Here is an 18,751-nt window from a genome sequence, read left to right as displayed (position 1 = left end):
TGGTCGAGCGTCCGGGCGGGTTCGACCGGACGCCACGAGGCTATGCCCGCGACGGCGCCACGTCCACGGTTTACGGGCGGCAGGTCGGGTCAGGGCCGGTCAGGCGGTGCCGCTCGCGGGCCCGGCGGGCGTGAGCGGGAGCCGCACGACGAACCGCGTGTCCCCGGGCACGGAGGTCACCGCGAGGTCGCCGTGGTGCTTGTTCACGACGATGCGCCACGAGATGTCGAGGCCGAGCCCGGTGCCCTGGCCCACGGGTTTCGTCGTGAAGAAGGGCTCGAAGATGCGGGGGCGCACGTCGTCCGGGATCCCGGGCCCCGTGTCGGCGATCTCGACCTCGGCGTGGTCGTCGGCGCGGCGGGTGGTCACGGTGAGGGTGCCGGAGCCGGCCATCGCCTGCGCAGCGTTCTCGACGAGGTTCGTCCAGACCTGGTTGAGCTCGGCGGCGTACACGGGGACGAGCGGCAGGGTCGTGTCGTAGCGGCGCACCACGTCGACCCCGTCGAGCGAGTGGTCGAGCATCGTGAGCGTCGAGTCGAGGAGCTCGTGCAGGTCGACGGGACGGTAGGGCGCTCGGTCGAGCTGGGAGTACTGGCGGGCCGCCCCGACGAGCGTCGAGATGCGCACGGTGGCGTCCTCGATCTCCGCCATGAGCTGCTCGGTCTCGATCGTGTACGCGAGCCAGCTCACGGCCCCGGGGAGCGCGCCGTCGTCGACGCGCTCGGCGACGCGGTCGAGCCACGGCTCGTCGATGCCGGCCTGGACGAAGGCGGGGGAGACCCGCCACCCCTCGCGCACTCCGTGGTCGTCGAGCCAGTCGGTGAGCCGGTCCTCCAGGTCGGACGTCTCCAGGGCACCGACCGCGTCCGCGGTGCGGGTGTCCGCGTAGCGTTCGAGCGCCTCCTCCTGGAGCCGGATGAGGACGGCGAGCGTCGCGCGGTCGTAGGGACCGTCGGCGATGAGCGCGAGCTTGTGCCGCATGGCGGCGACGCGCTCGCGCAGGGTCCCCGTGGCGCGCACGGCGGCAGCGGCGGGGTTGTTCAGCTCGTGCGTCAGGCCCGCCGAGAGCGATCCCAGGGCGAGCAGCCGCTCGCGCTGCCCGACGAGCTGCTGCGCGTCGCGCGTGCCCCAGAACACGCCCTCCAGCAGGTGCACCGCCATGGGGAACCACTCGGTCATGAGCTTGGCGAAGTCCTGCGCGGCGAGCACGAAGAAGCGCGACGGCTCGAGCGCGCGGGCCGAGTGCAGGTACGTCTGGGGCAGCCGGTCGCCGAGGTAGGCGTTCCACGCGCCCATGTACACCCCGACCTGGTGCGTGCGCGACACCTCGACCTCGTCCTCGCCGACCCGCCGGTACAGCGCGACGCCGCCGTCGAGCATGACGTAGAAGAACTCGGCCGGTCCGCCCTCGCGGAACAGCCACCCGGGCTCGCGGTGCTCGACGTGCCCGGTCGCGCACAGCCACGCGAGCTGGTCGTCGGTGAGGTGCTCGAAGAGGAACGTCCTGCGCAGCTCCTCGACGTCGCACGGCAGCCAGCCGCTCGGCGCCTGGGTCGGGTCGTCGGTGCCGGTCATGGTGTCACCTCCGGTGACGGGAGCGATGGTGCGGGCGGCGGACCGGTCGGTCCGGCGGGTGCGTCAGAGCTGTTCGAGGTAGCGGTGCACGAGCATGACCGCCATGGCGCCCTCGCCCACGGCGGATGCGACGCGCTTGGCGGACTCGGAGCGCACGTCACCCGCGGCGAACACGCCGGGAACGGACGTCTCGAGGTGGTAGGGCGGGCGGTCAAGTGTCCAGCCGGCCGGGGGTGCGCCGTCGTGCAGGAGGTCGGGGCCGGCGAGGACGAACCCGCGCGGGTCGCGCGCGACGACGCCGTCGAGCCAGTCGGTGCGCGGCGCGGCGCCGATGAAGACGAACGCCCACCCGCACTCGACGCGCGTCGTCGTCCCCGTGTCGAGGTCGCGGAGCTCGAGGTGCTCCAGGTGGTCCTCGCCGGACGCGGCGGCCACCTCGGTGCGCGTGAGCACACGCACCCGGGGGTGGGCCTCGACCTGCTCGACGAGGTAGGAGGACATCGACCGCGCGAGCGCGTCGCCCCGCACGACGAGCGTGACCTGCTTCGCCTCGCGCGCCAGGTGGAGCGCCGCCTGGCCCGCCGAGTTCGCGCCGCCGACGACGTACACCTCCTGGTCGTGGCACGCGGCGGCCTCCGTGAGCGCGGACCCGTAGAAGACCCCGCGCCCGACGAGGTCGCCCAGCCCGGGACCGTCGAGCAGCCGGTAGGACACGCCGGAGGCGAGGATCACGGTGTGCGCGTCGATCGACGTGCCGTCGGGGAAGCGCACGCTGCGCGCGGGGCCCGCGACGTCGAGCTCGACCGCGTCGCGGGTCGTGACGATCTCCGCGCCGAACCGCACGGCCTGGCGCCGGGCCCGGTCGGCGAGCTGGGCACCGGAGATCCCGTCGGGGAACCCGAGGTAGTTGTCGATGCGCGAGCTCTGCCCCGCCTGCCCGCCGGTCGCCGTGCGCTCGACGAGCACGGTCCGCAGGCCCTCCGACGCCCCGTACAGGGCCGCGCTCAGCCCGGCCGGCCCGCCGCCCACGACGACGACGTCGTAGAAGTCGGCCGCGGGGCGCGTCGCCAGCCCGACGCGCTCGGCGAGGGTCGCGTCGTCGGGCGCGACGAGCGCCTCGCCCTCGGGGGTGACGACGAGCGGGAGGGTCTGCGCGTCGGTCTCGGCGGCGCTGAGCAGGCGCGCGCCCTCCGCCGACTCCGAGGGGTACCAGCGGTAGGGCACGCGGTTGCGCGCGAGGAACTCGCGCACCTGCGAGGAGCGCGCGGACCACCGGTGCCCGACGACGACCGTCTCCGCGGGTCGGCGCCGGTCCGTCGCGGTCCACGCCTCGAGCTGGGCGTCGACGACGGGGTAGAGCTTCTCCTCGGGCGGGTCCCACGGCTTGAGCAGGTAGTAGTCGAGGTCGACGACGTTGATCGCCTCGATCGCCGCCTCGGTGTCCGCATAGGCGGTGAGCAGGACGCGGCGTGCCGCCGGGAACAGGTCCATGGCCTGCTCGAGGAGCTCGACGCCCGTCATGCCGGGCATCCGGTGGTCGGCCAGGACGACGGCGACCTCCTCGCCGCGCAGGGCGAGCTCGCGGAGCGCGGCGAGCGTCTCCTCGCCCGACTCGGCCCGCACGATCCGGTACCGGTCGCCGTAGCGCCGGCGCAGGTCGCGCGCGACGGCGCGCGAGACCCCGGGGTCGTCGTCCACGGTGACGATGGCGGGGCGGGTCGTCGCGACGGTCGGTTCCACACGGCCTCCTCGGCAGCGTCCCGGACGGGCGCTTGCCATCCTCTCCCCGTCCTGCCCCCCGCGTCCACGGGAGCGCGACGACGGGCCGTGGCGTGGCGCAGGACACACTTGACGGCCACGGCCGCTGCGCTAGGTTAGGCAAGGCAAACCTCAGGTTGCCCGGGCGCGGTCAGTGCCCGGTCCTCTCCCCGTACCCGGAGACTCGTCATGCTCCCAGCACGACCCGTCGCGCCCGCGACCCGCCCGTCCGACGCACCGGCGCTGCTCACGAACTCGAGCGCCGGCGCGTACGCGACCACGTTGCACGCCGTGGTGGACGACGTCGCGGCTCGTGTCGCCGGCGTCACCCAGCCGTGGTCGGGCGCGAGCCGCGCCCAGCTCGCGACGCTCGTCGACGCCGTCGACCTCGACGCGCCCGGCGTCGGGACCGACGCTGCCCTGCGCGAGACCGCCGACCTGTACGCAACGCACGCGGTCTGGTTCCACGACCCCGCGTACGCGGCCCACCTCAACTGCCCGGTCGCGCTGCCCGCGGTGGGCGCCGAGGCGATGCTCGCGGCGGTCAACACGTCCGTGGACACGTACGACCAGTCGACCGTCGCGACTCTCATGGAGCGGCGGCTCGTCGAGTGGACCGCGCAGCGCGTCGGGTACGCCGGCGGGGACGGCGTCTTCACGTCGGGCGGCACGCAGTCCAACCTCCAGGCGATGTTCCTCGCCCGCGAGCACGCCCTCGAGCGGGAGTCCCGGCGCGACGGCGGCGCGCCCGGCGGGCGCGCCGCAGTGCTGCCACGGCTGCGCGTCCTGGCGACGGCGTCGAGCCACTTCAGCGTCGCGCGGTCCGCGTTCCTGCTGGGCCTCGCGGACGACGCCGTGGTGACCGTGGGCGCCGACGCGGAGGGGCGCATGGCTCCCGCGGCGCTCGCGGACGCGGTCGCGGCGGTCCGTGCCGCGGGCGACGTCGTCATGGCGGTCGTCGCGACGGCGGGGACCACCGACCGGGGCTGCATCGACCCGCTCGCGGCGGTCGCCGACGCGTGCGACGCGGCGGACGCGTGGCTGCACGTCGACGCCGCGTACGGCTGCGGGCTGCTCGTCTCCCCGACGCGCCGCCACCTCCTGGACGGGATCGAGCGGTCGCGCTCGGTGACGGTCGACTACCACAAGGCGTTCTTCCAGCCGGTGTCCGCGAGCGCGCTGCTCGTGCGCGACCCGGCCGACCTGGCGCGGGTCGCGCACCACGCGGACTACCTCAACCCGCTGGAGAACGCCGAGCCGAACCAGGTCGACAAGTCGCTGCAGACGACGCGCCGCTTCGACGCGCTCAAGCTGTGGGCGACGCTGCGCGCGCTCGGGGCCGACGGCGTCGGGGCGATGGTCGACGCCGTGTGCGACCTCGCGGCCGCCGTGCACGCCGACCTCGCGGACGACCCCGACCTGCGCGTCGTCGCCCGCACCGACCTGTCCACCGTGCTGTTCCGCTATGAGCCGGCGGGGCTGGAGCCGGAGCACGCGGACCGCCTCGTGCCGCTCGTGCGGCGCGTGCTGTTCGAGTCCGGCCGCGCGGCGGTCGCCAAGACGGTGCTCGACGGCGTGCCCTGCCTCAAGCTGACGCTGCTCAACCCCGACGTCACGCTCGCGGACGTGCGCCGGGTCCTGGAGCTCGTGCGCACCACGGCCCAGGCGCTCGTCGAGCGCGACGAGATGCTGGAGGACGACGTGCACGCCGCCTCGCTCCCGGCCACGCTCGCGACGGCCGGGGCGGTGGCCCGATGAGCGCCGCGCTGACCCCGGTGCGCGACGTCGTCGGCGTCGGGATCGGGCCGTTCAACCTCGGGCTCGCCGCGCTGTCCGCGCCGCTGGGCGACGTCGACGCGGTGTTCCTCGACGCCGCGCCCGAGTTCCGCTGGCACCCGGGCATGATGATCGAGGGAGCGACGATCCAGGTCCCGTTCCTCGCCGACCTCGTGACGATGGCCGACCCGACGTCGCCCTACTCCTTCCTCGCGTTCCTCAAGGCGACGGGCCGGCTCTACCCGTTCTACATCCGCGAGTCGTTCTACCCGCTGCGCGCCGAGTACGACGCGTACTGCCGGTGGGTCGCAGGCCGGCTCGCGTCCCTGCGCTGGTCGCGGCGCGTCGTCGCGGTGGAGCACGACGCCGCGGCGGACGCGTTCGTGGTCCGGGCCGAGGTGCTCGGCGCGGACGGCGCAGTGGTGGGGACCGAGGAGCACCGCGGCCGTCACCTCGTGCTCGGCGTCGGGACCTCACCGGTCCTGCCGCCCGCGCTGCGGGCGCTCGCCGACGACGTCGCGGCGGGCGCGCACCCGGGCGCGGGCCCGATCGTGCACAGCGCTCAGTACGTTCCCCACCGCGACGCGCTCGCCGCGAGCGGGTCCGTGACGGTGGTGGGCAGCGGCCAGTCCGCCGCGGAGATCTACCGCGACCTGCTCGACGGCGTGCACGGCGTCGCCCGAGGCGGTGAGGCGGGGTCGGCCGGGTACCGGCTCGACTGGGTGACGCGCTCGCCGCGCTTCTTCCCCATGGAGTACACGAAGCTCACGCTCGAGATGACGTCGCCCGAGTACACCGACCACTTCCACGCCCTGCCGCTCGAGCTGCGCCAGCTCCTCGGGCGCGAGCAGCGCGGCCTGTACAAGGGGATCAGCGGGGAGCTCGTCGACGACATCTACGACACGCTCTACCGACTGAGCCTGGACCGCCCCGTCCCGACGACGCTGCTCACCGACACCGAGGTGGTCGCCGCGCGCTACGAGCCGGCGCCTGACGGGTCGCCCGACGGCGAGTACGTGCTGCGGCTGCGCCACGCGCAGCTCGGCCGGGAGGTCGAGCGCCGCACGCGCGCGCTGGTCGTCGCGACCGGGTACGCCGCGTCCGTGCCGTCGTTCCTCGACCCCGTGCGCCACCTGCTGCGGTTCGACGAGCTGGGCCGCCTCGACGTCGCGCGCGACTACACGGTCGACGGCGCGCGCCGCGTGCACGTGCTCAACGGCGAGGAGCACACGCACGGCCTCACCGCGCCGGACCTCGGGTTCGCCGCGTGGCGGAACTCGGTCGTGCTGCGCACGATCACGGGGCGCGAGGTGTACCCGGTCGAGGAGCGCATCGCGTTCCAGGACTTCGGCCTGCCCGACGACGAGCACACCCGCCCGGTCGACGCCCCGCGGGCGTCGGTGCGCGCGGGGGAGGAGACCCGGTGACCGCCCCCACCACGACCACGGCACCGCCGTCGGACGCGACGACGCGCCGCGCGGCCGACGGCGCGTTCGCGGTGCGCGTGCGGCTCGGCGCGACGCCCGCCGACGTCACGATCGAGCGCGTCGACCCCGCGCGTGACGCCGCGCTCGTCCAGGGCTGGTTCGCGCACCCGCGCTCGGCGTTCTGGCAGCTCGGGCACCTCGACGTGGCGGGCACGCGCTCCTACCTCCAGGGCGTCGCCGCAGGCCCGCGCCAGGACGCCTGGCTCGGACGCGTCGACGGTGAGCCGACGTTCCTCGTCGAGACCTACGACCCGGCGCACGTGACCCTCGCCGGCGTCCCCGAGGCCGTGGCGCTGCTCGAGCCCGGCGACGTCGGGATGCACCTGCTCGTCGCCCCGCCCGTGGGCGCACCGCGGCACGGCCTGACGTCCGCGGTGATGGGCGCCGTCGTGCGCTTCTGCCTGGACCCGGCCGGCCGCGGCGGGCGCCGCGTCGTCGTGGAGCCGGACGTGCGCAACACGGCGGTCGCCGCGAAGAACGCCGCGGCCGGGTTCCGCGTGCTGCGCGAGCTCGAGCTGCCCGGCAAGACGGCGCACCTCGCGGTCGCCGCGCGCGCCGACCTCGACGCGAGCCCGCTCGGCGACGGCGTCGACCTCGCCCCGCACCTGCGTCCCGACCTCGCGGAGCGCGCCCACGGGCACCTCGTCGCGAAGACGATCGCCGAGCTCACGCACGAGCGCCTGCTCGCGCCCCGCACGCTCGTCGAGGCGGACGAGGTGAACGGTCCCGGCGAGTACGTGCTGCCGGTCGCGGACGGCGCCGTCGAGTACCGGTTCGCCGCGCGGCGGTACGCGCTCGAGCACTGGGTGCTCGACGAGGCGTCGATCCGCCGGACCGCCACCGCCGGGGCGTCGGGCACGGCGCGCGCGCTGCCGGTGGACGTGCTCGACCTCGTCGTCGAGCTCCAGCCTGACCTGCGTATCCCCGACGACCTGCTCGCGACGTACCTCGAGGAGGTGTCGTCCACGCTCGCGAGCGCGACAGCCAAGCTCGAGCGCTACGAGCGCACGGGCGGGCCGAGCTCCGCCGACCTGCTGGGTGCGTCGTTCCAGCAGGTCGAGGCGGCGATGACGGAGGGCCACCCGGGCTTCGTCGCGAACAACGGGCGCATCGGGTTCGGCCTCGCGGAGTACCGCGCGTACGCGCCCGAGAACGGCGGCCGCGTGCGCCTGCTGTGGCTCGCGGCGCGCCGCGAGCACACCCACCTCGCGCTCGGCGCGGGCCTCGACGAGTCGTCGCACTACGCGGGCGAGCTGTCCGACGACGAGCGCGCCGCCTTCGCGGACCGCCTCGCCGCCCGCGGCCTCGACCCGGCCGACTACCTCTACCTGCCGGTGCACCCGTGGCAGTGGGAGCACCGCGTGCCCATCACGTTCGCGGCGGACGTCGCGAGGGGCGACCTCGTGCCGCTCGGCCCGGGTGCCGACGAGTACCAGCCGCAGCAGTCGATCCGCACCCTGTTCAACCTCACGCGCCCCGCGCGGCACTACGTCAAGGTGGCGCTCGCGATCCAGAACATGGGGTTCCTGCGCGGCCTGTCGCCCGCGTACATGCGCGACACTCCCGCGATCAACGACTGGGTCGCCGACCTCGTCGCCGCTGACCCCGAGCTCGGCGGGACCGGGTTCACCGTGCTGCGCGAGCTCGCCTCGATCGGCTACACCGGCGACGTCTACCACCGCACGGCGACCCCGTCGGCGCACCGCAAGATGATCGCCGCGCTGTGGCGCGAGAGCCCCGTGCCGCGCACCGCGCCGGGGGAGCGGCTCGCGACCATGGCCTCGCTCCTGCACCGCGACCCGGACGGGTCCGCGCACGCCACGGCGCTCGTGCGCGCCTCCGGCCTCCACCCCGCGGACTGGGTGCGGTCCTACCTGCGCGCGTACCTGCGCCCGCTCGCGCACGCCCTGCTCGCGCACGACCTCGCGTTCATGCCGCACGGCGAGAACCTCATCCTCGTCCTGCGCGACCACGTCGTGGTCCGCGCGGTCATGAAGGACGTGGGCGAGGAGATCGCCGTCCTCGGCGAGCGCGCGCTGCCGCCCGGCGTCGAGCGCGTGCGTGCCGTCGTCGACGACGAGGAGAAGGCGCTCGCCGTCTTCACCGACGTGTTCGACGGCGTCCTGCGCCACCTCGCAGCCATCCTCGCGGGCGACGGCGTGCTGGCCGAGGACCGCTTCTGGGCACTCGTCGCGGAGTGCCTCGACGCCCACCGCGCCGACCACCCCGACCTGCGGACCGGCGTCGACCTGCGCGCGGCGCGGTTCGCGCACTCGTGCCTCAACCGGCTCCAGCTGCGCAACACGCTCCAGATGGTCGACCTCGCCGACCAGTCCGCGTCGCTGCTCTACGCGGGCACGCTCGCCAACCCCGCGGCGCGGGGCGCGTGACGTGAGCGGGTTCGAGGTCCACCGCGACGCGTGGGGCGTGCCGCACGTGCGCGCCGCAGACGAGCTCGACCTCGCGCGCGGGCAGGGCTACGTCACGGCCCTCGACCGGGGGTGGCAGATCGAGGTCGACCGGTGGCGCGCCGAGGGGCGCCTCGCGGAGCGGATCGGCGAGCCCGGGCTCGTCTGGGACCGGTTCGCGCACCGCGTCCGCCTCGCCGACACCGCCCGGCGCGCCTACGCGGCGCTCGCGGACGACGACCTCGCGTGGGTCGACGCGTACACGGCGGGCGTGAACGAGGGCCTCGTCCGCGGCCGGGGCGTGCCCGAGCTGCACGCGCTCGTCGCCGCCGCGTGGCCCGGCGGCGGAGACCTGCCGCCGCACGAGCCGTGGCCCGCCTGGGCGCCCCTCGGCGTCTTCCTCGTCGCGCACGTGCTGTTCTCCGGCTTCCCGCACGTGCTGTGGCGGGACCACGTGACCCGTACCCTGGGTGCCGCCGTCGCGCGGTCCGGGCCCGACGTACCGCTCGAGCACGTCCTGGACCTGCTCGCCGTGGACGGCGGCCCGTCGTCCGGGTCCAACTCGTGGGTGCTCGCGGGCGGGCGCACCCGGAGCGGGGCGCCGCTGCTCGCGGGCGACCCGCACCGGCTGCTGGAGCTGCCCGGCGTGTACCAGCAGGTCCGCCTGGCGTGCGACGCCTACGACGTGGTGGGCCTCGCGTTCCCCGGCGTACCCGGCGTACCGCACTTCGGGCACGCCGGCGACGCGGCGTGGGGCATCACGAACGCGATGGCGCACCACGTCGAGGTCTTCGCCGAGCGGCTGCGGCGCACCGACGTGGGGGCGGTCGAGGCGCTCGGCCCCGACGGGCCCGAGCCGGTCGACACCGTCGAGGCGACCGTGCTCGTCCGCGCCGCAGGCGGCCCGGTGGAGCACCGGGTGGAGACCTGGGAGACCGCGCGCGGCGTCGTGGTCAGCGGCGAGCCGGCCGCCGGACACGGTCAGGGGGACGACGCCGGGCAGGGCGGGGCGTACTCCGTGCGCCTGCCTGCCCGGGTCGACGCCGACCTGGGCGTCGCGAGCTGGCGGCGGCTGCTGCGGTCGCGCACGGCGTCGGACGTTGCGGAGTCGTTCGCGGGCTGGGTCGACCCGGTGAACCGGGTGCTCGCCGCGGACCGCCGCACGGTGCTCAGCCTGACCGCCGGGCGCGTGCCTCGGCGCGAGGCGTCCGAGCGGGCGCTGCCGGTCCCCGCGTGGTCGGACGCCGCCCGGTCGCGCCCGTGGGTCGAGCTGCCCGCGCCGGTCGTCGTCGACGACGTCGCGGTCGACGCCAACGAGCGTCCCCACCGGGCTGGCGTCGACCTCGGGCACACCTACGCCCCGCCGCACCGGGCGCGCCGCATCCGCGCGCTGCTCGACTCAGCGGGCGACGACGTCGGACCGAGCGATCAGCACCGCATCCACGGCGACACGGTCCTCGGCAGCGCCGACGCGCTCCTTGCGCTCCTCGACATCCCGGGCGAGGCGGGCCGCTCGCCGGACGCCGTCGTGCACGCAGCCCGCCGGCTGCGGCGCTGGGACCGCCGGATGGACGCCGACAGCACGGACGCCGCACTGTTCGCGGCCTGGCGCACGGCGCTGACCCGGCGCGTCGCCGGTCACCCGGCCCTCGCGGCCCTGCACACGCCGCACGGCCTCGACCCGGTCTTCGCCCCGTGGCTGTCCGTCACGGCACGCGTGGCCGACGCGCTGCCCGCGCTGCTCGGGTCGCCACGGCTCGGGATCGACGGCCGGATCGAGGCCTGGGCCGCGCTCGCGGAGGTCGTGACCGGTGGCGACGCCGGAGGCGCCGCACGCGACGGGACGCCCGACGACCACGCCGCGCCGGAGTGGGGGGACACGCACCGGGTGCTCGGCCTGCACGTGCTGCTCGACGTCCCCGGGGCGGACGCCCCGCGCGTCGAACCGGTGGCGCTCGCGGGCGACACCGACACGGTCCGCTGCACGGCGAGCGCACCGGGTCTCACCGACGTGTGCGCGCGGGGGTCGGTCGCGCGCTGGGTGTGGGACCTCGCCGACCGGGACGCGAGCCGGTGGGGCGTGCCGTTCGGCGCGAGCGGGGACCCGCGCTCACCCCACTTCGCCGACCAGCTCGCCACGTGGGCGGACGCCGGGACCGTGCGCGTCGTGACCGACTGGACCCAGCTGCACCACGAGGAGACCCGATGACCACCCCCCTGACGGAACGGAGCACCGAGGGACACCGGCTCGCGACGGGGGCTCCCGGCGAGGTGCTGCTCGAGCACGACGTCCCCGGAGCGGGTCGCCTCACCGTCCGCGTGCTCGACCCGGACGCCGACCTCGACGTCGTGCACGACTGGGTGACGCGACGCGGGACGGGCTTCTGGGGGCTCGGCGGCCTCACGCGCACCGAGCTGCGCGACCTGTACGCGTACGTCGGCTCGCTGCCCACGCACCACGCGTTCCTCGTGCGGTGGGACGACGCCCCGGTCGCGCTGCTCCAGACCTACGAGCCGGAGCACGACCCCGTCGGCGAGACCTATCCCGTGCAGCCCGGCGACGTCGGCGTGCACTTCCTGCTCGGGGGCCGCGGGCCCCGCGGGACGGACCTGTGGGCGGTGGTCGCGCCCGTCCTCGTCGCGTTCTGCTTCTCAGACCCGGGCGCGCGACGGATCGTCGTGGAGCCGGACGTCGCGAACGAGCGCGCGCACGCGCGCATGCGGGCGCTCGGGTTCGAGACGGGCGAGCGCGTGCGCGTGGGAGACAAGGACGCGCTCCTGGCCTTCCTCACGCGGCAGCGCGCGCTCACGCTGCTGGGACCGGGCGACGCCCCGGCCTGAGCACCGGCGCGCGCGCCGTCAGCGCCGGACGGCGACCGCGTGGCCCGCGTCACGCAGCGCCGCGCTCGCGGCCTCGAGCCGGTCCTCGGGCACGAGCACGAGGTCGGCGTGGAAGGTCGAGGCCACGAACACGGGGATCTGCGCGGAGGCGAGCGGGCCGACGACGGACGCCAGCACGCCGGTCTGCTCCAGGCCGTGCGCCGAACCGTAGAACCCGGCCCAGCGCTCGGCGTCGTCGAACGGCGACGCGTGCCGCACGACCGACAGGCCCTCCGGCGCGCGCACGAGCGCGACCCACTCGTCGTCCTCCGGGAACGTCGCGCCGGGCAGGTGCGCGAGGAGGAACCGGTCGGGGACGACGTGCAGGTCGAGGCTCATGCGGGGCAGGTTAGCCGCCCGCGCCCACACGTCCCGCCGGGGTCCGGGCGCCCGGGCGGACGTCAGCGGGCGAGACGCTCCACGACCGCGCCGTACAGCCACGGCGCGGCGCTCGCGGCGGGGACGATGGCCCCGCGCGCTGGGCTCGCCGCCCAGGAGAGCAGGCCGGTCGTCAGGACGCGGTAATCGCGCGTGACGCGCGTCCACGCCCGCTCGTACGCGTCCGCGTCGTCGAGGTGGAGCACCGCCGCCTCGGCCTGGGCGAGCCCGACGCGCACCCCCTCGCCGGTGAGCGCGTCGACGTACCCCGAGGCGTCCCCGACGAGGCGCACCCGGCCCGCGGTCCGCCGTCGGGCACGCTGGCGCAGCGGCCCCGCACCGCGGACCTTGCCGAGGACGGGGGCGTCGCCCAAGTGCTCGGCGAGCTCCCCGAACCCGGCGAGCGGCGCGGCGCCGCTCGTCCGACCGGGCGTCTGCCGCGCCGTGCCGCGTGCCGCGAGGAGGGCGACGCCGACGACGTCCGGCGCGACGGGGGTGACGTACGCCTCGGCGTGGGGTGCCCAGTGGACCTCGACGAGGTCGGACCACGGGGCGACGCGGTAGTGGGTGCGCAGCCCGAACCGGGCCTGCCCGCGCGAGGGAGCCTCGAGGCCCGCGAGGCGGCGCACGGTGGAGTGCAGCCCGTCGCACCCGAGCACCCAGCGCGCGCGCAGGGTGCTCGGGTCCGCTGCACCCGGGCGTTCGAGCACGACGTCGACGGATCGCGCGTCCTGGTGCAGCGCGCGCAGGGTCGCGTGCTCGATCGCGACGCCCTCCGCGAGGGCGCGCTCGCGCAGGGCGGCGTGCAGGGCCGTGCGCCGCACCCCGCGTCCCGGACCGCCGGTGAATGCGTGGTCCGCGTGCCGTGCCGCGTCCCGGTAGCTGATCCCCGCGAGGGCGTGCCCGGGCGGGTCGACGCCGAGGGCGAGCACCGCGGCGAGCGCACCCGGCAGCAGCCCCTCGCCGCACGCCTTGTCGATGACGCCCGCGCGGCGGTCGACGACGACGACGTCGTGCCCGGCCCGCCGGGCGTGCAGGGCCGCGGCGAGGCCGACGGGGCCGCCGCCCACGACGACGACGTCCGCGCCCCGCACGCTCACGGGAGCCGCCTCACGCGACCGTCATGAAGCGACGGGTCGCGGCCGGTCGCCGGGTGAGGCCCCGGACGTGGCGAGGGCGAGGGCGCGTTCCTCGGCGGGGATGCGGAAGCGCGCGAGCAGCACGGCGTTGACGAGCGTGAACGCGATCGCGGTGACCCAGCACGAGTGCACGAGCGGCAGCGCGAAGCCCTCGACGACGACCGCGACGTAGTTGGGGTGGCGCAGCCACCGGTAGGGCCCGCGGGCGACGAGCGGCAGTCCGGGCACGACGATGACGCGCGTGTTCCACCGCGGCCCGAGCGTCGCGATGCACCACCACCGCAGCCCCTGGCTCGCGAGGACGAGCGCGAGCATGGGCCAGCCCAGCCATGGCAGGAACGGCCGGTCCGCGAGCCACGCCTCGGCGACGCACGCGATCAGCAGACCCGTGTGCAGCGCGACCATCGCGGGGAAGTGACCGCGGCCCGACTCGACGCCGCCGCGCGCGAACGACCATCGCGCGTTGCGCGCCGAGACGACGAGCTCCGCGAGCCGCTCGATCGCCGTCGCGCCCACGAGCGCGACGTACCACACGAGGCTCACGAGGCCGCTCCTCTCGCCAGACCGGGCACGGGACCGCGAGCGAACCCGGGGGAGGAGCGGGTGCCGCCGTCGAGCCGCAGCAGCACGAGCTCGGTGCTCACCCCGGGGCCGAAGGCCATGAGGACTGCCGGGGCGCCCGGTGGTGCGTCGGCGTGGGCGAGGGTGTCCGCGAGCACGTGCAGAACGGACGCGGACGACAGGTTGCCCACGCCGCGCAGCGACGCCCGGCTCGCCGCGAGGTCGTCCTCGGCGAGCCCGAGCGCGTCGCGCACGGCGTCGAGGACCCGCGGACCGCCCGCGTGCACGACCCATGCGCCGACGCCGTCCGGCGTGAGGTCGTGCTCGACGAGGAGGGTCTTGACGTCGCCGAGCAGGTGCGCGCCGATGAGCTCGGGCAGGCGCGCGGACAGCACGATCTCGAACCCGGTGTCGCCGACGTGCCACCCGAGGTCACCGGTGGTGCCGGGGTGCAGGTGCGAGCGGGAGTCGACGACGCGTGCCGTGCGCGGTGCCTCGCCGTGGCGTCCGCGCCGCCGGGCGAGCGGGTGCTCGTCGCCCACCACCACGACGGCCGCGGCGCCGTCGCCGAAGAGCCCGGACGCGACGAGGTTCGCGGTCGAGGGGTCGCCGCGCTGCAGCGTCAGGGAGCACAGCTCGACCGCGACGAGCAGCGCCACGTCGCGCGGCCGCCCGCGCAGCAGGTCGTCGGTCCGCGCGAGCCCGGCGGCGCCCCCGGCACAGCCCCACCCGAACGACGGCGTCCGCCGCACGTCGGGCCGCAGCCCCAGCCGCGCGGCGACCAGCACGTCGAGGGTCGGCGCACCGACCCCGGTGACCGTCGTGAGGACCACGTGGTCGACCTCCTCGGGACGCAGTCCGGCGTCCGCCAGGGCACTGCGGCACACGCGCTCGGCGAGGTCCGTGCCGATCGCGAGGAACGCGTCGTTGGCCGCGCCGAACGTCAGCCCCGCGTAGGCGTCGAGGTCGAGCGCGAGGTGCCGGTGCTCGACGCCCGCGTTCGCGTGCAGGCGCCGGGTGAGCGCACGCCGCACCGGGTCACCGGTGAGGAGCTCGCTGGTGACCCGGGAGATCTCTTCCTGCGGATACGCGTGGTCGGGCAGAGCGGTCCCGACGGCGACGACGCGTGACATGCCCGCATCGTCCCACCGGCTCGGTCCGTCCGCGCGGGGGCGGGCCTCCCGGGCGGACGCGCGCGCGGGGGGCTAGGTTGCCGCCATGGTGACCGGTCGCGCGCGCAGGCTCGTGCGCGGCCTCGTGGTCGCCAGCCACTTCCCGCCCACCGTCATGGTCACCGCGTTTGCCGGCGCGCTGTCCGCCGGGATCGGCGCCGGTCCCCGCACGACGACGCTCGTCACCCTCGCGGTGCTCGTCGGCCAGCTCTCCGTCGGGTGGTGCAACGACTGGCTCGACGCGCGCCGCGACCTCGCCGTGGGCCGCGCCGACAAGCCCGTCGTCACGGGTCTGGTCACGCCCGCGACCCTGCGCGGCGCGGCGCTCGCGGCCCTCGTCGTGTGCGCGGTGCTGTCGTTCGCGACGGGGCTCGTGCCCGGTCTCGTGCACGTCGTCGCCGTCGCGAGCGCATGGTCGTACAACGTCGTGCTCAAGGCGACGTGGTGGTCCTGGGCCCCGTACGCGGTGTCGTTCGGCCTGCTCGCGGTGTTCGTCGTGCTCGCCGCCCCCGGGGGCGGCCGGCCCGCGCCCTGGGCGGTGGGGGCTGCGGCGCTGCTCGGGGTCGGCGCGCACGTCGCGAACACGCTGCCGGACCTCGAGGACGACGCGGCGACCGGGGTGCGCGGGCTGCCGCACCGGCTCGGACGGCGCACGAGCTCCGTGGTCGCGCCCGTGCTGCTCGGCAGTGCCTCGGTCCTCGTCGTGCTGGCTCCGCCGGGGTCCCCGGGCGCGGCCCACTGGGTGCTGGGTGCCGTCGCCGTCGTGCTCGCCGTCACAGCCGGGGCGGTCGGGCTCTCTCGTCCTCGCAGCCGCGCGCCGTTCGCGCTCTCGATGGCCGTTGCCGGCCTGTGCGTCGTCCTGCTCGTGCTCGCGGCGCCCGCCGTCGTCCTCCCCGGCTGAGCGACCCGCGCGCGATCAACGGGCCGCGCGCACGAGCCCGTCGACGACGGCGACCGCTCCCGGCGCGGGGCGGTCCCCGTAGGTCACGGCGAGCACGCGGCGTGCCGCACCCGGCAGAGCGTGCGTCACCACGCGGGGGTCACGGTGGGCGCGCAGAGCCAGGGCGGGCAGCAACGAGACACCGGCGCCCGCCGCGACGAGCGCCTGCACGGCGACGTAGTCGTCGGTCTCGAACGCGATCCGCGGCGTGAACCCGGCCCGCTCGCAACGCCCCACGAGGTCCGCGCGACACCGCTCGCAGCCGGCGATCCACGCCGCGTCCGCGAGCCCGCCCAGGTCCTCAGGCGAGCGGACGTCGTCCGTCCGCTGCCCGTCGTCCGTCCGCTGCCCGTCGTGCGTCCCTGCTCCGTCCCGCACGACGTCGTGGGCGACGTCCGGTCCTTCGGGCGAGCCCGGTGCCCGGCGCACGAGGAACAGCTCCTCCGCGAGCACGGGCACCGCGCGCAGGCCGTCGACGTCCACGGGCGAGCGATCGTGCTCGAACACGAGCGCCACGTCGACCGTCCCACGCCGCAGCGCCTCCAGCGCCTCGGGCGGTTCCGCCTCCACCAGGCCCACGCCCAGGCCCGGGTGGTCGGCCGCGAGCCGCGCCACGACGTCGGGCACCAACGTCGCCAGGGCGGAGGGGAACGCCGCGAGGCGCACCCGCCCCGCGGAGAGCGAGACCAACGCGTCGAGCTCGTCGCGCGCCGCACCCACGCGGCCGAGGATCTCCTCCGCGCGCGCCGCGAGCAGGCGCCCCGCGTCCGTGAGCCGCACCCCGCGCCCCTGCCGCTCCAGGAGCGGCACCCCCACCTCCGCCTCCAGGCGTGCCAGGTGATGGCTCACCGACGGCTGCGCGTAGTGCAGCGACCGGGCCGCCGCCGTCACCGATCCCTCGCGCGCGACCGCGGCCAGCACGCGCAGCCGTGTCAGATCCATGACGACCGATCATAGACAGCCTCGATGCGTCCACTGAAGACAGGCATTGGACCTATGAGTCGGAGCGGGGCACCGTGGACGCATGGCTCCCGCACCCGCCGTCCCCCCTCCCGCCGCCGGGCTCGAACCGCCCACGATGCGTGACGTCCTCGACGCCCGCCGCCTCCTCGCCGCACACCTCGACCCGACGCCCGCGCGCACCTACGCCGCGCTCGACCGCGCCACCGGGGCGCGCGTCGTCGTCAAGCACGAGAACCTCGCGCCGACCGGTGCGTTCAAGGTCCGGGGTGCGCTCAACCTGCTGCTTCGCCAGACACCCGCGGAGCGTGAGCGCGGCGTCGCCGCGTTCTCCACCGGCAACCACGCCCAGGCGATCGCCTACGCCGCACGCACCACCGGCACGCCGTGCACGATCGTCATGCCCACCGACCCCAACCCCACCAAGGCCGCCGCCGTCCGCGACCTCGGCGCCCGCCTCGTCCTCGCCGGCGCGACCTTCGACGACGCCCGCACCCACGCCGCGACGCTCGCTGCCGACGGCGGGGCACGCCTCGTCAGCGCCGCCAACGAGCCCCTGCTCGTCGCGGGCGTCGCCACGGCCTACCTCGAGCTCCTCGCCGACGCCCCGGACCTCGAAGCGCTCGTCGTACCCGTCGGCGGCGGCAGCGGCGCCGCCGCCGCGTGCCTCGTCGCCCACGCCCTCGCGCCCGACCTCGACGTGATCGCCGTCCAGGCCACAGACTCGCCCGCCGCGCACGACTCCTGGCGGGCCGGGGAGCTGCTGGCACGCCCGAACACCTCGCGCGCCGAGGGCCTCGCCACCGGGACCGGCTTCGCCCTCACCCAGGCGATCCTGCGCGAGCACCTCACCGACTTCGTCCTCGTCGACGACGACGCCATCGACCACGCCGCCGCCCTCTACCTCACCGCCGCGCACACCGTCGCCGAGGGCGCGGGAGCCGCGGCGCTCGCGGCCGTGCTCGCCGACCCCGAGCGGTTCGCCGGCCGCCGAGTCGGCGTCGTGTGCTCGGGCGGCAACGCGAGCCCGACCGAGCTGCGGCGCGTCATGGGGCGCGTGGCGTCCTAGGCTCGGGCCATGGCCCGCTACCTCGACGTGCACCCCGACAACCCGCAGCCGCGCGCGATCTCCCAGGTCGTCGCGCTCCTCGAGGACGGCGGTCTCGTCGCCTACCCGACCGACTCCGGGTACGCGCTCGGGTGCCGCATGGACGACCGGGAGGGCGCCGACCGCATCCGCCGCATCCGCCACCTCGACGACCGGCACCACTTCACGCTCGTGTGCGCCGACTTCGCGCAGCTCGGCCACTTCGTCATGGTCGACAACTCGGCGTTCCGGGCGATCAAGTTCGCCACGCCCGGCCCGTACACGTTCATCCTGCGGGCCACGTCCGAGGTGCCGCGCCGCCTCGCGCACCCGAAGAAGAAGACCGTCGGCGTCCGCATCCCCGACGACACCGTCGCCCAGGCGATCGTCGCCGCCCTCGGCGAGCCGATCCTGTCGAGCTCGCTCATCCTGCCCGGCTCGAGCGAGGCGCTCACCGACGGGTGGGCGATCAAGGAGGAGCTCGACCACGTGATCGACGCCGTCGTGGACGGCGGCGAACGAGGCAGCGAGCCGACGACTGTCGTCGACTGGTCCGACAGCGTCCCCGAGGTCGTGCGCGTGGGGGCCGGCGACCCGTCCCGCTTCGAGTAGGCCCCGACCCGCGGTGGG

General features: G+C 75.9%; 15 protein-coding genes. 8 read left to right on the top strand and 7 right to left on the bottom strand.

Annotation, left to right across the window (positions count from 1 at the left end):
* Positions 1 to 99 precede the first annotated feature (99 nt).
* Entirely contained in the window at positions 100 to 1,575 is a 1,476-nt protein-coding gene (locus tag ACMXGY_RS10895; RefSeq protein WP_483773014.1) for an ATP-binding protein, read from the bottom strand.
* 63 nt (positions 1,576 to 1,638) lie between these two features.
* Entirely contained in the window at positions 1,639 to 3,315 is a 1,677-nt protein-coding gene (locus ACMXGY_RS10890; RefSeq protein WP_483773013.1) for an NAD(P)/FAD-dependent oxidoreductase, read from the bottom strand.
* 207 nt (positions 3,316 to 3,522) lie between these two features.
* Between ACMXGY_RS10890 and ACMXGY_RS10885 the strand changes: the two genes are divergently transcribed.
* Genes ACMXGY_RS10885 through ACMXGY_RS10865 form a run of 5 tightly spaced genes read left to right on the top strand, consistent with a single transcriptional unit; the run spans position 3,523 to position 11,845 of the window.
* Positions 3,523 to 5,091 (top strand): pyridoxal phosphate-dependent decarboxylase family protein, encoded by a 1,569-nt coding sequence (locus tag ACMXGY_RS10885; RefSeq protein ID WP_483773012.1) that lies wholly within the window; start codon positions 3,523 to 3,525, stop codon positions 5,089 to 5,091.
* Positions 5,088 to 6,536, top strand: coding sequence for a lysine N(6)-hydroxylase/L-ornithine N(5)-oxygenase family protein (locus ACMXGY_RS10880; RefSeq protein ID WP_483773011.1), 1,449 nt, complete (start codon positions 5,088 to 5,090; stop codon positions 6,534 to 6,536). Before ACMXGY_RS10885 ends, ACMXGY_RS10880 begins: the two co-directional genes overlap by 4 nt.
* Entirely contained in the window at positions 6,533 to 8,986 is a 2,454-nt protein-coding gene (locus ACMXGY_RS10875) for a GNAT family N-acetyltransferase (RefSeq protein ID WP_483773010.1), read from the top strand. The genes ACMXGY_RS10880 and ACMXGY_RS10875 overlap by 4 nt, the downstream gene beginning before the upstream one ends.
* A gap of 1 nt (position 8,987) precedes the next feature.
* Positions 8,988 to 11,213: a penicillin acylase family protein gene (locus ACMXGY_RS10870; protein ID WP_483773009.1), complete on the top strand. Its 2,226-nt coding sequence runs from the start codon at positions 8,988 to 8,990 to the stop codon at positions 11,211 to 11,213.
* Entirely contained in the window at positions 11,210 to 11,845 is a 636-nt protein-coding gene (locus ACMXGY_RS10865) for a GNAT family N-acetyltransferase (RefSeq protein ID WP_483773008.1), read from the top strand. Before ACMXGY_RS10870 ends, ACMXGY_RS10865 begins: the two co-directional genes overlap by 4 nt.
* An 18-nt stretch (positions 11,846 to 11,863) precedes the next feature.
* On the opposite strand, the gene ACMXGY_RS10860 is transcribed toward ACMXGY_RS10865, so the two are convergent.
* The 4 genes from ACMXGY_RS10860 to ACMXGY_RS10845 all read right to left on the bottom strand — a co-directional run bounded on the left by ACMXGY_RS10860 (position 11,864) and on the right by ACMXGY_RS10845 (position 15,095).
* Positions 11,864 to 12,223 (bottom strand): ACT domain-containing protein, encoded by a 360-nt coding sequence (locus ACMXGY_RS10860; protein WP_483773007.1) that lies wholly within the window; start codon positions 12,221 to 12,223, stop codon positions 11,864 to 11,866.
* A 62-nt stretch (positions 12,224 to 12,285) separates the two neighbouring features.
* Positions 12,286 to 13,362 carry an NAD(P)/FAD-dependent oxidoreductase gene (locus ACMXGY_RS10855; protein ID WP_483773006.1) on the bottom strand — a complete coding sequence of 359 codons (1,077 nt, stop codon included), beginning with the start codon at positions 13,360 to 13,362 and terminating at the stop codon, positions 12,286 to 12,288.
* A gap of 21 nt (positions 13,363 to 13,383) precedes the next feature.
* Positions 13,384 to 13,944, bottom strand: a complete 561-nt coding sequence (locus ACMXGY_RS10850; protein WP_483773005.1) for an isoprenylcysteine carboxyl methyltransferase family protein — start codon at positions 13,942 to 13,944, stop codon at positions 13,384 to 13,386.
* Positions 13,941 to 15,095 carry a type III polyketide synthase gene (locus ACMXGY_RS10845; RefSeq protein WP_483773004.1) on the bottom strand — a complete coding sequence of 385 codons (1,155 nt, stop codon included), beginning with the start codon at positions 15,093 to 15,095 and terminating at the stop codon, positions 13,941 to 13,943. The genes ACMXGY_RS10850 and ACMXGY_RS10845 overlap by 4 nt, the downstream gene beginning before the upstream one ends.
* Before the next feature lie 85 nt (positions 15,096 to 15,180).
* On the opposite strand from ACMXGY_RS10845, the gene ACMXGY_RS10840 reads away from it, so the two are divergent.
* Entirely contained in the window at positions 15,181 to 16,035 is an 855-nt protein-coding gene (locus ACMXGY_RS10840; RefSeq protein ID WP_483773003.1) for a UbiA family prenyltransferase, read from the top strand.
* 15 nt (positions 16,036 to 16,050) lie between these two features.
* On the opposite strand, the gene ACMXGY_RS10835 is transcribed toward ACMXGY_RS10840, so the two are convergent.
* Entirely contained in the window at positions 16,051 to 17,016 is a 966-nt protein-coding gene (locus ACMXGY_RS10835) for a LysR family transcriptional regulator (RefSeq protein ID WP_483773002.1), read from the bottom strand.
* 82 nt (positions 17,017 to 17,098) lie between these two features.
* On the opposite strand from ACMXGY_RS10835, the gene ACMXGY_RS10830 reads away from it, so the two are divergent.
* Both ACMXGY_RS10830 and ACMXGY_RS10825 read left to right on the top strand, forming a co-directional pair.
* Positions 17,099 to 18,103: a threonine ammonia-lyase gene (locus ACMXGY_RS10830; protein ID WP_483773001.1), complete on the top strand. Its 1,005-nt coding sequence runs from the start codon at positions 17,099 to 17,101 to the stop codon at positions 18,101 to 18,103.
* A 9-nt stretch (positions 18,104 to 18,112) separates the two neighbouring features.
* Complete coding sequence (locus tag ACMXGY_RS10825) at positions 18,113 to 18,733, top strand: L-threonylcarbamoyladenylate synthase (protein ID WP_483773000.1); 621 nt, start codon at positions 18,113 to 18,115, stop codon at positions 18,731 to 18,733.
* Positions 18,734 to 18,751 lie beyond the last annotated feature (18 nt).

The sequence above is a fragment of the Cellulosimicrobium sp. G4 BAM 1002 genome (assembly GCF_057126935.1).
Note: the sequence above shows the minus strand (reverse complement) of the source record. Positions and strands in the feature narration are given on the sequence as shown.